Raw genomic sequence first — 13251 nt, 5'->3', positions numbered from 1 at the left:
TTCTTGGTCGACAGATAGACCGGATAGTTGCGCTGCAGGCCGAACGAGAAGCTGGCGCGGGCGAACTCGGTGATCGAGTCATCCAGATTGTACATACCCATGGCCACGCCGGCCGAGGGGAAGTCGAAGACCTCGTAGTTCTGCTCTTCGCCATTGGCGCCGACCCACTTCATGGTCAGCTTGCCGGGACCGGGCACCAGGAAGTCGGTTGCCTTGTACTGATCGCCGAACGCGTGACGGCCGACGACGATGGGCTGGGTCCAGCCGGGCACCAGGCGCGGCACGTTCGAGCAGATGATCGGCTCGCGGAAGACGACGCCGCCCAGGATGTTGCGGATGGTGCCGTTGGGCGACTTCCACATCTTCTTCAGGCCGAACTCCTGAACGCGGGCCTCGTCCGGCGTGATGGTGGCGCACTTCACGCCGACGCCGTGCTTCTGGATGGCCTTGGCCGCGTCGATCGTCACCTGGTCGTCGGTGGCGTCGCGGTTTTCCATGCCGAGGTCGTAATAGTCCAGCTCGAGATCCAGGAACGGGAAGACCAGCTTGTCCTTGATCATCTGCCAGATGATGCGGGTCATTTCGTCGCCGTCGATGTCGACGATGGGATTGGCGACCTTGATCTTGGCCATGCGCTGCTTGCCTCTGACTGATGGGGAGTTAGGCGGGCGGTATAGCGGTCGGGGGGCCGGGCGCAAACCCCGCGGGTTCATCATGCGAGGCCAGCGTTAACCCTGCCTCGAAAAAGCCGTCCACGGCCAAGGTGAACGCCGACAGCCTGGCACCGTTCTGCTGCCATGAACGTGCCTGGTGGTCCTCCGATGGACGAAGAGATGAAGCGGCTGGTCGATCGATGGGTGGCGGTTTTCCTGGAAATGCCAGTCCTGCTGGACGCCAGTCTGATGCGGCCCATGCTGGCCGAGGCCGAGCGTCGGCTGGCCGAGGAGTCTGAGGCTGCTGAGCGGAGGATGGCCGCGGTCATCCGCTGAACGCTTGATCTCCATCGGCGTTGATCCGTCAGGCAAATACGCAGGACTCCGATCATGACCGAGAAAACCTTCAAGGCCGGCGACGCCGTCAAATGGGACCACAGCCAGGGCGCGACCAAGGGCAAGGTGGTCAAGAAGGTCACAAGCCCCACAAAGATCAAGGGTCACAAGGTCGCCGCGTCGAAGGACAATCCCGAATACATCGTCAAGAGCGACAAGACCGGAGCCAAGGCAGCCCACAAGCCTGCGGAACTGCGCAAGGCCTGACGCATCGTCAGAAACTGGCAGCTTGCTTCCGATCGGCGGCTGATGAAGGCTGGCAGGATCGATCCTCCCGCCTGGAAACCCTGCCATGACGCCCCGCCACGCCTGCATCTTCAGCCTTGCTCTGCTCGGCCTGGTCGCTTGCGGAGATGCGGGCCATTTCGAGGCGAACACACCGTCAGCCAAAGCAGAATCCGGTGCCGATACCGCGACAGCCGCAGCAGCCACTGCGCCCGTCCCCAGCGTGACCCGTACCTTCGGCAACTGGACGGCCGTCTGCAACAATGCCAACGACTGCTGGGCCTATGCGACCGCAGAGGATTTCGGCAGCGGCTGGGTTCTGTTGAACTACCCCGCTGGCCCCGCCGGCCAGGTCGAGGTCAGGGTCGGCGACTGGAGCGATACGCCGGGTCCGTTGCGCCTCTCGATCGACGGTCAGGCCATCGGGGCTGCGGCCACGCAGAGATCCGAAGGCGGCGACGGGGCCATGATCGACCGGTTCGACGACCTGCCCGACTTCATCGCCCGACTGGGACAGGGCCGGACACTGGCGGTGCAGAGCGCCGACCCCGACAGCGCGCCCTCCATTTCCTTGCAGGGGGCGGCCGCGGCCTTTCTCTGGATCGATGAGCGGCAGGGCCGTCTGGGCACGACCACGGCCCTGGCTCGCCGGGGCGATCGTCGGGCCGACAGCGTCCCGACCGCTCCGGCGCTGCCGGTCGTCAGGGCCGCCACTGCGGTTTCCCAGGCGGGACTGTCAGACGACCCGATCCTGCCCGCCGGCCTGGAGGCCCTGGCCCAGGTCAAGGCCTGCCGGGCCGACATGGACTGGGGCAACGGAGCGGGAGTCCAGAAGAACGACAACGTCGCGCGGCTGGATGGCGACACCCTGCTGTGGTCGGTCCTGTGCTTTCGTGGGGCCTATAACGAAGGGCACCGGTTCTTCCTGACGGGCAACGAGGGTCAGAACCCGCGCCCGGTGCTGTTCCGCTCGACCGATCAGGAGGGTGAAGACGCTGGTCAGGACGATGACTACATCCTGATCAATGCGGGCTATGACCCCCAGACGCGCACCGTTTTCTCATTCAGCAAGGGCCGGGGCCTTGGCGATTGTGGCGCGGCCTATGTCTGGACCTGGACGGGGCGTGAATTCACCCTGACCGAAGAGCGCGTGATGCAGAAATGCGCTGGTCTGTGGCCCGACCTGTGGCCGACGACCTGGCGGTCGCGCGAAGGATAACGGGCGAGGTCGGAGAGGGGGCACGAACCCCGCCCGGGCCGCATGCGCGACCTATCGATCTACGAGACGACGCTCCATGCGGATGCGGTCCTCGGCATTCTGATGCAGCCAGCGCAGGATAGAGTTCATCCATCCCCAGTTGGCTTCCTTATGAGTGCGATGCATTTCTTCCATGTCAGCCTCCTTGCTGGCGTTGCTTCGATGACCACAAGATGCGCTTGACAAGCGTGACGGGCAAATCAGAAGTCGGCAGGTCAACATAAGGTGCCCTTATGGCCGATCCGCTCGCTGGGTTTCCTCTCGCTTCCATCCGCGTATTCGAGGCGGCGGCCCGTCTGCGCAGCTTCACCCGCGCGGCCGAAGAATTGGGCATGACCCAGGCGGCGGTCAGCTGGCAGATCAAGGCGCTGGAGACCAAGCTGGGTCAGAGCCTGTTTCGCCGCCTGCCCCGAGAGGTGGCCCCCACGGAGGGTGGGGAGCGGCTGTCGCGTGCCGCCACCGAAGCGATGATCCTGTTGCGCCGGGCGGTGACCGATCTGACGGAGGCGGATGAGGGCATTCTGTCGATCACCACCCTGGCGACCTTGGCGACCCAGTGGCTGGCCCCGCTCCTGGGGGCGTTCCAGTTGGCCAATCCGGGGCTGGCGGTGCGGCTGGACACGGCCCCGCATCTGGCGGACCTGACGCGCGAAGGGTTTGATGTCGCCCTGCGCACGGGCTCTGGCGACTGGCCGGGGCTGGAGAGCGTGCGGCTGCTGCCCGCGACCTTCACGCCGGTGTGCAGCCCGGCGATAGCGGAGCGCCTGGACCTGAGGACGCCGTCCGACCTGCTGGCGGCACCGCGTATCGGGCTGGAGAGCGAATGGGCGGCCTGGTTCGTCGCCGCAGGGGTCGAGGCGCCGACGCGCGCGGCCCTGACCCTGACCGCCGATCATCAGGCGCTGGAGGTGGCGGCGGCCATGGGCGGGCAAGGCGTGGCCCTGGCCTCGCCCATCCTGTTTCGGCGCGAGATCGCGGCGGGCCTGCTGATCAGGCCCTTCGAACAGACTGTGCCCCTGACCGCCGGCTATTGGCTGTGCTGGCCGACGGATCGCAGGCGGTCGCGCAAGATCGTGCGCTTCCGCGACTGGCTGGTTGCGGAAGCACAGGCCGAGGCGGCTTTATATGGCGACTAGGCCCGCTGAGTCGCCGTCCACTGCTCGACGACATCGGCCAGCACTTCCAGCGGCATCCCGCCGGACGCTAGCGCCGTGTCGTGAAAGCCCTTGATGTCGAACCGGTCGCCCAGGGCCGCGCGGGCCTGATCGCGCAGGCGCAGCCATTCGGTGTGACCGATCTTGTAGCTGGAGGCCTGACCCGGCCAGACGCAGTAACGCTCGACCTCGGTGGTCACGCTGGATTCCTGATCGCCCAAGGTGTCGACCATGTAGCGAATGGCCTGTTCACGGCTCCAGCGTTTGTGGTGCAGGCCGGAATCGACGACCAGGCGCACGGCTCGGAACAGCAAGGACTGCAGATAGCCCAACTGACCCCAGGGATCGCCTTCATAGACCCCCATCTCGTCGGCCAGTTGCTCCGCATACAGACCCCAGCCCTCGGAATAGGCCGAGAAGCCCAGGATGCGGCGGATCATCGGGATCCCTTGCGCCTCGGTCTGGATAGCGATCTGGAAATGGTGACCCGGCACGGCCTCGTGATAGGTCAGGGTCGGCAGGGTCCATTTGGGCCATTCCGCTGTGTCGCGCAGGTTGATGTAATAGGCTCCGGGCCGCGTCCCATCCAGCGACGGCCCCTGATAGTAGCCGCCTGGGGCACCGGCCTCGATGGCAGGCGGGACACGGCGGATATCGACCGTGGACTTGGGAAGGTTGTTGAACATCTCGGGCAGACGGGCCTGCATGGCCTCGGTCTGGGCGTTCAGGGCTTCCAGAAGCTCGGCCTTGCCCGCATCGGTGTTGGGATAGACGAACTGCGGCTCCTTGCCGAGCGCGGACAGCCGCGCACCGACCGTGCCCTCGCTGCGGCCCTCGGCCTTCAGGATGGCATCCGCGCGCGCAGTGATCTCCGCCACCTGGGCCAGACCCAGTTCATGGACTTCGTCGCCGCTCAACGACGTCGTCGTATAGTTGCGGATACCGAAGGCGTAGTAGCCGTCGGCATTGGGCAGCCGCCAAACCCCTGCGTCATGCGTGGCCGTCGGACGCTGGGCCTCCAGCAGGGCGATCTGGCGATCGGTCGCCGGATAGATGCGGTCGGCGACGATGGCCGTGGCGCGGGCCGCCCAGTCGCCGGCCAGCCCCTTCTCGCCCGTGCGCCGCACCAGCGAGCCGACCAGGCCGTTCTCGGCCGCGGCCGGTTCCTTGAACGACCGCAGTTGCGCCACCGTACGATCCAGCACGAAGTCCGGCGGCACAACGCCCTTCGCAACGTCGGCCGTGACCAGCGCCGTCTCCTGATCCATCAGGGCGGCCATGCCTTCGAGGCGCGACAGATAGGCCTCGGCATCCTCGACCGTCTCGATGGTGTGCATGGTGTCGAGGAAGTCGGGGATGTCACGGTAGGCCCCGCCCAGCTGATGCAGCCAATAGGGATTGGCCCCGGCCCGATTGCCGAAATCATAGCGGTCGTAGCCGATGAGCTGGGTGCCGCCGGCATAGAGCAGGGTCGCCAGATTGACGGCGTCCATGCCGGTCAGCTTCGAGGCGTCGATGGCCTCCAGATCGGCCTGAGCCTTGCGCGTCATGGCTTCGTTGCGTGCCAGCGCCTCGGGGCTGAGGCTGTCGAGCTGACGCTTGGCCGCAGCGTTCTCGCCCTTGTCGATCCCCAGATAGGTGGCCAGCAGCGGCGAGGTCGCCAGGCTTTCGGCGAAGATGCGGTCCAGCAGGGCGTTCAGCTTGGCCGCCTCGGCCGGGTCGGACGCGGCCTGCGCAAGCGGTGCGGCCGTGGCCACCCCCGATGCGGCCAGCGCGGCCCCAGCGGCGGCGAAGGCAAGAAGGTGGCGGCGGTGCAGCATGTCGATCTCCCGAAATTTCCAAGGCGGAAGGAACGACGTTCAGCGCCGTCTGGCAAGGAATTGCTGGCAAGACGGCGTTCGTGCTCGCCGTTAGACCAGCAGCAGACTCAGAAAGTCCGGGTCAGACCAAGGCAACCCCTGCCCTCTGGCTTGGCGCAGGATGCCGTCGGCCTGGCGCACGATCAGCAGGTCGCGCTCGGGCACCAGGTACAGCCGCTGGTTCCCTGCACCCGCCGCCATTCGAACGTCGGGCAGACGCGCCAGTTTGTCCGGTGCGGCGTCAATCAGCGAGGTGGGAGCCGGCGGGATCAGGCCCGGACGCAGCAGCCACCAGCTCATCCCATAGCCCGGATTGGCTCCCGAAGGCTGGAAGTTGGCGGCAAGCGCTGCGGCGTCCAGCGTCGCCTGCCCATCGACGACCCCTCCATCCAGAACGAACCGCCCGAACCGCGCCCAGTCTCTCGCCGTCAGTTGAGCGCCCGACGGCAAGGTCGGCTGGCCGTCACGTCGTCGCCAATTGCCAACGTCCACGCCTGCAGGCTCCAGGATGCGCGACTGCATCCAGGCCAGGACATCTTCGCCCTGACCGGCAGCCACCAGTTTCCGGCGCACAATCTCACCAAAGATCTGAAACGGCGCGGGTCCATAGCGAAAGGTTCCGGCTGCGCCGGCGAAGGGATCTGCGACCGCGTCGGCATAGGTGTCGGGTCGACCCAGCCGCCCCTCGCCCGCGCCGGACTCGAGCGACAGCAGACTGCGGATGGTGGCCGTACGTTTCAGGGGATCGCTTCGCCATTCGGTGAGGGTATCGGCGCAGGCCTCGTCAAGCGTCAGAAGGCCGTCCTGAACCAGGGCGGCCACCATCACGCCGCTGAAGCTCTTGGTGCCGCTCGCCAGTTCGTAGAAACGCTTCGGACCGCTGCGCGGATACTCCTCGAACAGGGTCCGACCGGCCTGCATGACCAGCAGCGAAACACCGCTGCGCTCTGCGGAGTAGCGGGCGGCCGCAGTATAGTCGGCCACCGGGTAGGCCGCACGGCCAGAGGCCGAAGAAGGGACAGTAAACAATCCAGCCGCGGCCAGGCTTCCGGTCAGAAAAGTCCGGCGATCCAGGCGCATGGGGTGATCCTTCATCACAGCGACCTCCGTCCAACGCGCCAACGGCCAAGCTCCGTCGCTAGTCCCCCCGCAGCTCCTGCTTGACCCGTTCGGCCAGGGTCTTGATGTCCAGCGGCTTGGGCAGGAAGGAGACGCCGGTTTCGTCCTGCAGCAGATCCGAGAAGTCGCTCTCGGCATAGCCGGAGATGAACATGACCGGTGCATCGCCCAGATAGGGCCGGGCCTTCTTGAGCAGGGAGGGTCCGTCCAGGCCCGGCATGATGACGTCGGAGATCATCATGTCGATGGTGCCCGCATGCTCCTCGGCCAGCAGAAGGGCTTCTTCGCCGTCCGAGGCTTCGATGACGTCATAGCCGCGCTGGCGTAGCAGTTTGGCCGCGATCAGACGCACGGCCGCCTCGTCCTCGACGAACAGGATGCGCCCTGTGCCGGAGACATCGCGCGGGGACTTGGCCTTGACCTCGACCGGCGCGATCAGCGCCAGCTCGGCCTCCGCGGCTTCGGGCAGGAAGATGCGAAAGGCGGCTCCCGCTCCGTCCAGATTGGACACGGCGATATGGCCGCCAGCCTGTTCGACGATGCCGTAGACCGTAGCCAGACCCATGCCGGTGCCTTCATTGACGGCCTTGGTCGTGAAGAAGGGCTCGAAGATCTTGTCCAGCAGTTCGGGCGGCACGCCGGGGCCGGTGTCCGACACCTCGATCAGGGCCACGGCCTCGGTGGTCGGTGCGGCCCAGCCAAGGGTGCGGGCCGCGTCGGCGGTCAGGCGGCGGGTCTTGATGGTGACCACCCCCGCCCCCGGCTCGACCACGCCGCGCATGGCGTCGCGGGCGTTGACGGCCAGGTTCATCACCGCCGTCTCCAGCTGGCTCTTGTCTGCCAACACAACCGGCAAATCGCGGCCATAGTCGGTTTCCAGCCTGACATCCTCGCGTAACAACCGGCGCAGAAGGACAGCGAATTCCCCGACCAATTCGCCCAGATCCAGCCGCTCGCGCCGCACCGTCGACTTGCGCGAAAAGGCCAGCAGCTTGCGCACCAGATCGGCCGCCCGGATGCCCGTCTGGCGGATCTGGTTCAGGCCGTCATAGGAGGGGTCGCCGACCGGGTGCCGCTCCAGAAGTTCAGATAGCTGAAGCTGGATGGCGGTCAGCAGGTTGTTGAAATCGTGCGCCACGCCGCCCGCAAGTTGCCCCACGGCCTGCATCTTCTGGGCCTGGGACAGCTGCAGCTCCATCGACTTCTGGGCCGAGACGTCAAATAGCCAAACCCGGCGCCCCTCCCCCTCTGGCGCGACATAGAGGTGCAGCATGCGATCGGGAAAGGCGCGGGCCACCAATTCGATCGGGCCGGACGATCCCTCTTCCAGGCGGGTGCGCGCCTCGGCGACACCCGTCGGTTCGAACAGATGACCGAAGGCGGCGTCCGCGGCGCTGGCCGGGCCGGTCAGCAGGGCGAGTGCCGCATTGGCCTGTTCCACCTTGCCCGAGAACAGGTCGTCGGCAGCGATGACGGCCGAGCCGAAGGGGGCCCCTGCCGCCATGGCGCGGCTCTCTGCCGGATTGGAGGCGTTGGGGGCAACGGCGCCCTGCACAGGCGCAGGTGCAGGGATGGCTGTGTCGGGCGCGGACCGGACTAGGAACCGTCCCTCCCCCACCTGGGCGATCAGGACCTCCTGCTCGCGCTCGCCGATGACGACGATGGCCCGGCCCTGATGCCCGGCGCGGGCCTGGGCGAAGGCGATATAGAGGGCTGACGCGGACTTGCCCTTGGGCAGGGCCGACATCGTGCCGTTGGCCTCGGACCAGGCCTGGTTGAAGGCCAGCACCTGACCGGTCGCCCAGACGACGACGGCGGGCTCGCTCAGCGCGTCCAGCATCTGGCGCAGGGTTTCGTCGGCTGCAGGCTTTCGGTCGGCCCGCGCGAAGGCCAGCATCCCCAGAAGGGTCACCGTGCCCACCGCCGTGATCAGGATCAGGCCGGGCGCGCTGGCAGGGTCCGCCCTCAAGGCCGGATAGGCCAGGGCCGCCGTGGCCAGCACAAAGCCGACCACCATCAGCGGCAGAAGGATGTCCAGCCTGGGTTTGGGTTCGGTCCGGGTCATGTCGGCTCTGGCAGTCTTCGGCCCGAATCACAGGGCCGCAGGCGATAGTGAGCCGTCAGGGCACCGGTTGCGAATCCGGCTTCGCCTCAGGCCGCCCGTTGCAGTTCGGCCTTGGCATCCGCCGCGGCCTGAATGCGGGCCTCGGCGATGGCGTCGGCGATCAGATGGGTCGAGCGGCCCTCGGCGGCGGACCGCTCCAGTATCTCTTCGAACGTCTCGATCAGGCGGGCCAGCTTGGCCTCGACCCAGGCCGGGTCATACGCGCCGGCCGACAGACGCGCGTTCATCTCGGCCGCCACATTGATGATGCCGCCGCCGTTGACGACATAGTCGGGCGCATACAGCACGCCGCGCTGGAACAGGATGTCGCCGATGTCCGGCGTGGCCAACTGGTTGTTGGCGGCCCCGACCACCGCCTTGACCGTCAGCCGGTCCAGGGTCTGGGGGTTCAGCGTCGCACCGAGGGCGCAGGGGGCATAGATGTCGGCCTTCACGTCATAGATCGCGTCAGGAGCCACGATCTCGGCATTCGTGCGGGCCGCGACCTCGGCCAGCAGGGCGGTGTTGACGTCGGTCATGATCAGCTTCGCACCCGCCGCATGAAGCTTGTCGGCCAGATATCCGCCGACGTGGCCGATACCTTGCAGGGCGACGGTCAGGCCGGTCAGATCGTCCTGCTTCCACAGACGGCGCGCCACGACCAGGGTCGAGCGGAACACGCCCTCGGCCGTCACCGGGCTGGGGTCACCGGAAGCTTCGGGGCCGTCGGACAGGCCCAGCACATAGGGGGTGACCTTGCGGGCTTCGGCGATGTCGGACACCGACACCCCGACGTCCTCCGCCGCATAATAGATGCCGCCCAGGGTATCGACCGCGCGGCCGAAGGCACGGAACAGCTCGGGCGTCTTCTGGGTCCGGCTGTCGCCGATGATGACCGACTTGCCGCCGCCCATCTCCAGATCGGCGATGGCGTTCTTGTAGCTCATGCCCTTGGACAGACGCAGCACGTCCTCCAGGGCCTCCTCAGCCGAGGCATAGTTCCACATCCGCGTGCCGCCGCAGGCCGGGCCCCGCGCGGTCGAGTGGACGGCGACGATGGCCTTGAGACCGGTCTTCTCGTCGGTAAAGGCGTGAACGCCTTCATGGTTCGCAAACGACGGCGAATCGAACAGGGTCTTGCCCATAAGCGGATACTCCCGGGGTATTTTATTGTTGGCGCGCGTTTACGCCGGGGCGCTTAACACGGCAAGCATGGCGGTTTCGCGTCAGCGCCGCCCCGCCTCCAGCGCCGGCAGCACAGGCCCCGCTCCTGACGGCAGGGGCGCATCGGCGCTCCGCAGCCAGGCCTCGACGTCGCGGTACATGGTCTCGGCCTGCAAGTCGCGGTTCAGGATGTGCCAGCCGTCGGGATAGTAGCCGGTGCGGAAGCCGGGGCGGTCACCGGCCTGTTCGAGCGCCCTTCGCATCGGGGCTTTCTCGATGACGTTGTCAGAGGCCCCGTACAGCAGCAGGGTCGGGGCCCGCATGCGGCCCAGCTTCACTGAGGCGCTCTGCATCAGGTCGACCAGCCCATACAGGGTGTCGAAGCGGGTGGAGATGATGCTGTTCGGGTCGCGGCCGTTGCGAAACAGCTCCAGCCGGTTATCCGACGCCGGGTGGTCGCGGATGGCCCATTCCGGGGCCTCGACCGCACGCGGGCCGGCGACCCGGGCGGCGATCCACAGGGCACTGGAGCTCAGCGGGCCTTGAGCCGTCCAGCCCCAGACGCCCGGGGCCAGCAGGATGACGCGGTCGGCCTGGGGCGGGCGGTCCGAGCCGAAGGCGGCCACGGCGACCGAGCCGCCCATGCTTTCGCCGACCACGGCGATGGTGGCGCGAGGATGCCGGGCGCTGGCCAGCAGGACGGCGGTGCGCACATCCTCGGTCATGCGCGCCTCTCCGGCCCAGACCCCGCGGCCGGGGGCCTGGCCGAAGCCGCGCTGGTCGATGGCCCAGGTCTCGATCCCCCGCTCGGCCCACCAGGGCCCGGCCAGGCGAAAGGAGGCGCGGCTGTCGTTCATGCCGTGCAGGGCGATCAGGACGGCCCAGGGTTCGGAGCCATCGGTCGGGGCCCAGCGCGCGAGCGGGAGACGCGCGCCGTCGTCCATGACCAGGGCGCGATCTTCAACGGCGGGACCGGCAAAGGTGGCGGGCGGCGTCAGCCGCGGCTGGATCGCGGGCGTGGCGCAGGCGGCCAAGGCCGAGGCAAGCGCGAGGGTGCAGAACAGGACGGCCAGCGAACGGATCATGACCCCAGAATGCCACGCACCCTCTGGCGAAGATACGGGACGACCTCGTCCTCGAACCACGGATTTCTCCTGAGCCAGGCCGTGTTGCGCCACGACGGATGGGGCATGGGCAGGATGGTCGGCGCATAGTCGCGCCAGGCCCGCACGGTCTCGGTCATATTGGCCCTGGCCCGCTCGCCGAGCGTCCAGACTTGGGCATAGCCACCGACCAGAAGGGTCAGTTCGACCTGAGGCAGTTCGGCGAGGAGTTGCGGTCGCCACAGTTCGGCGCAGCGTTTGGGCGGCGGATAGTCTCCGCCTTTCGACGCCGTCCCCGGATAGCAGAAGGCCTGGGCCGCGACGCCCAGACGGTGGTCTGCATGGAAGGTCTCGTAGTCCACGCCCAGCCAGTCGCGCAGGCGATCGCCGGACGGGTCGGTGAACGGCAGGCCGCTTTCGTGGACACGGCGGCCGGGGGCCTGGCCGCAGATCAGCAGGCGGGTCTCGGGAAAGACGCGGACGACAGGGCGCGGCGTGTGCGGAAGCTGGCCCAGGCAGGCGCGGCAGGCACGGATGTCAGAGAGAACCGCTTCGAGCGCGGTCTCGGGCCGATCAGATGAAGTCGTCATCGTCCTGGGGCACGGCCGGCAGGGCCGCCACGGCCGCCGCCGTCTCGGCCTCGGTCGGCAGGCGCAGGCGGATCACGCCCTTGACCGCGTTCGGGTCGACGGGCTTGCCCTTCTTGGTGATGGTCAGCCGGCCCTGACGCATCAGGCCCAGCGCGACGCCGCGCACCTTGGGCAGCATGCGTTGCCACTGTTCGGGCTGCAGTTCCTTGGCCACTTCGGCCGGTTCGATGCTCTTGCCGCCGACGCCCTTGGGGTCGGCCTTTGCCAGTTTTTCGAAGATGGCGGTTTCGATGGGGTCGCTCATCGTGCCTATATGCTGCATTGCGAGACGAACACCAAGGCATCGGGCCGATAGCGGTAGCCGACGAGGGACAGATGGTTGCGAAGATCACGGTAGCGGAGGGCGAATTCGCGGGCTGGCAGACCTATGACTTGCACGGCACCTTCGACACGGTGGTGGGCCCATTCTATTTCAGGCCGGACCCCGACGGTCGGATGCGCTGTGCCTTCCGGGCCGAGGCCAAGCACATGAACGCCGGGCACCGGATGCATGGTGGCTGTCTGATGACCTTCGCCGACATCGCCCTGTTCCAGACCGCCTATCAGGAGATGGAGGGCGCATCGGGGGTAACCGTGTCGCTGGACTCGACCTTCATCGACGGCGCCTATGAGGGCGAGCTGGTCGAGGCGATGGGCGAGGTGGTGCGGGCGGGCAAGAGCCTGATCTTCGTGCGCGGCCAGATCAGCACGGGTGACCGCATCCTGATGACCTATTCCGGCGTGATCCGGAAATTCACGCCGCGAGGCTGACCTTCGGCCCGTCGATAATGTCCTGAAGAATTTTGGCCATCCGCCGGTGCATCTCGGCGCACTGATCGTCCGTCAGGTCGTCGGCGCTGAGTTCGCCGCCGATCGACATTCCCATCATGAAACCGGCCGCCAGACGGGCGCGGATCGGCGCATCGTCGCCGCCCAGCCAGCTTTCGAACGGGCTGAAGAAACATTGCTGGCTGTTGCGCTGGACCAGTTCGGCGGCCTTGGTCGAGCCGATGGAGCGCAGCAGGATCAGCATATGCTCCAGCTTGCCCTGGTCTTTTTCCTTGTAGATCGCCTCATGCGCCATGCGGTTGCCGAAGTCGGCGCGGTCGATCTCGGTGATCCAGCTCTTGTCGCCCGAGGAGTTCAGGACGGCGATGAACAGGTCTTCCTTGGAACCGAAATAGCGGGAGATCAGGGCCGCATCGACGCCCACATCCCCGGCGATGTCGCGCATGCCGACGTCGTCATAGCTTTCACGCGAGAACCGATGTGTCGCCGCTTGCAGGATGGCCGCACGGGTGGCCTCGGCATTTCGGGGTCGCGGCGCGACATTACAAAACAATATGTGATCTCCTGAATGGCCCCACGGCCTATATGGCCTTGTCATCGCCTGTTGACAAGCGTGAGCGGGTTCACCATTAAGTCACCGGGCGTTGACTAACGGCTTCCTCCCCGATCGCCGTGGTCGACAATGACAGGGTTCGCTCCCTACTTCTGGAGACTATCGTTCATGCGCACGGTGAAGATCGTGGCCGCGTCCGCCCTTGTGGCGGCCGCGCTCTATGGCTGTTCCCCCCGGAGCGAAGC

General features: G+C 66.9%; 15 protein-coding genes. 5 read left to right on the top strand and 10 right to left on the bottom strand.

Annotated elements, in window-relative coordinates; genetic code table 11:
- On the bottom strand, positions 1-632 hold a 632-nt coding region (locus tag JHC81_RS10905), incomplete at its 3' end, for an NADP-dependent isocitrate dehydrogenase (protein ID WP_292174459.1).
- Positions 633-833: 201 nt separating this feature from the next.
- On the opposite strand from JHC81_RS10905, the gene JHC81_RS10900 reads away from it, so the two are divergent.
- The 3 genes from JHC81_RS10900 to JHC81_RS10890 all read left to right on the top strand — a co-directional run bounded on the left by JHC81_RS10900 (position 834) and on the right by JHC81_RS10890 (position 2493).
- On the top strand, positions 834-989 hold the full coding sequence (locus JHC81_RS10900) for a hypothetical protein (RefSeq protein WP_292174458.1): 156 nt from the start codon (positions 834-836) through the stop codon (positions 987-989).
- A gap of 54 nt (positions 990-1043) precedes the next feature.
- Positions 1044-1256 carry a DUF2945 domain-containing protein gene (locus JHC81_RS10895; RefSeq protein WP_292174456.1) on the top strand — a complete coding sequence of 71 codons (213 nt, stop codon included), beginning with the start codon at positions 1044-1046 and terminating at the stop codon, positions 1254-1256.
- Positions 1257-1341: 85 nt separating this feature from the next.
- The gene (locus tag JHC81_RS10890; protein ID WP_292174449.1) at positions 1342-2493 is read left to right on the top strand and encodes a DUF1176 domain-containing protein; all 1152 of its coding nucleotides are present in this window, start codon (positions 1342-1344) and stop codon (positions 2491-2493) included.
- A 51-nt stretch (positions 2494-2544) separates the two neighbouring features.
- On the opposite strand, the gene JHC81_RS10885 is transcribed toward JHC81_RS10890, so the two are convergent.
- The gene (locus tag JHC81_RS10885; protein ID WP_292174447.1) at positions 2545-2667 is read right to left on the bottom strand and encodes a hypothetical protein; all 123 of its coding nucleotides are present in this window, start codon (positions 2665-2667) and stop codon (positions 2545-2547) included.
- A gap of 98 nt (positions 2668-2765) precedes the next feature.
- Between JHC81_RS10885 and JHC81_RS10880 the strand changes: the two genes are divergently transcribed.
- On the top strand, positions 2766-3668 hold the full coding sequence (locus tag JHC81_RS10880) for a LysR substrate-binding domain-containing protein (RefSeq protein ID WP_292174445.1): 903 nt from the start codon (positions 2766-2768) through the stop codon (positions 3666-3668).
- On the opposite strand, the gene JHC81_RS10875 is transcribed toward JHC81_RS10880, so the two are convergent.
- The 7 genes from JHC81_RS10875 to JHC81_RS10845 all read right to left on the bottom strand — a co-directional run bounded on the left by JHC81_RS10875 (position 3665) and on the right by JHC81_RS10845 (position 11929).
- Positions 3665-5506, bottom strand: a complete 1842-nt coding sequence (locus JHC81_RS10875; protein ID WP_292174442.1) for a DUF885 family protein — start codon at positions 5504-5506, stop codon at positions 3665-3667. The two genes, JHC81_RS10880 and JHC81_RS10875, sit on opposite strands and share 4 nt — an antisense overlap.
- A 90-nt stretch (positions 5507-5596) precedes the next feature.
- Entirely contained in the window at positions 5597-6640 is a 1044-nt protein-coding gene (locus tag JHC81_RS10870) for a serine hydrolase (protein WP_292174440.1), read from the bottom strand.
- 43 nt (positions 6641-6683) lie between these two features.
- A complete protein-coding gene (gene cckA, locus JHC81_RS10865; RefSeq protein ID WP_292174439.1) occupies positions 6684-8729 on the bottom strand; it encodes a cell cycle histidine kinase CckA in 2046 nt (681 codons plus the stop codon).
- Positions 8730-8815: 86 nt separating this feature from the next.
- On the bottom strand, positions 8816-9913 hold the full coding sequence (locus JHC81_RS10860; protein ID WP_292174438.1) for a Glu/Leu/Phe/Val dehydrogenase: 1098 nt from the start codon (positions 9911-9913) through the stop codon (positions 8816-8818).
- 81 nt (positions 9914-9994) lie between these two features.
- On the bottom strand, positions 9995-11017 hold the full coding sequence (locus tag JHC81_RS10855) for an alpha/beta fold hydrolase (RefSeq protein WP_292174436.1): 1023 nt from the start codon (positions 11015-11017) through the stop codon (positions 9995-9997).
- A complete protein-coding gene (locus JHC81_RS10850) occupies positions 11014-11625 on the bottom strand; it encodes a uracil-DNA glycosylase family protein (RefSeq protein ID WP_292174433.1) in 612 nt (203 codons plus the stop codon). The genes JHC81_RS10855 and JHC81_RS10850 overlap by 4 nt, the downstream gene beginning before the upstream one ends.
- On the bottom strand, positions 11609-11929 hold the full coding sequence (locus JHC81_RS10845) for a DUF3253 domain-containing protein (protein ID WP_292174432.1): 321 nt from the start codon (positions 11927-11929) through the stop codon (positions 11609-11611). Before JHC81_RS10845 ends, JHC81_RS10850 begins: the two co-directional genes overlap by 17 nt.
- 71 nt (positions 11930-12000) lie before the next feature.
- Here JHC81_RS10845 and JHC81_RS10840 point away from each other — a divergent pair, with 71 nt between their 5' ends.
- Positions 12001-12435, top strand: a complete 435-nt coding sequence (locus tag JHC81_RS10840; protein WP_292174429.1) for a PaaI family thioesterase — start codon at positions 12001-12003, stop codon at positions 12433-12435.
- Here JHC81_RS10840 and JHC81_RS10835 read toward each other — a convergent pair.
- The gene (locus tag JHC81_RS10835) at positions 12419-13051 is read right to left on the bottom strand and encodes a TetR/AcrR family transcriptional regulator (RefSeq protein ID WP_292174424.1); all 633 of its coding nucleotides are present in this window, start codon (positions 13049-13051) and stop codon (positions 12419-12421) included. The genes JHC81_RS10840 and JHC81_RS10835 overlap by 17 nt on opposite strands.
- Between the last annotated feature and the right edge of the window lie 200 nt (positions 13052-13251).

This window comes from Brevundimonas sp. (assembly GCF_016463295.1).
Taxonomy (GTDB): Bacteria; Pseudomonadota; Alphaproteobacteria; order Caulobacterales; family Caulobacteraceae; genus Brevundimonas.
The sequence above is the reverse complement of the archived record's forward strand: the minus strand, read 5'-3'. Positions and strand labels throughout refer to the sequence as shown.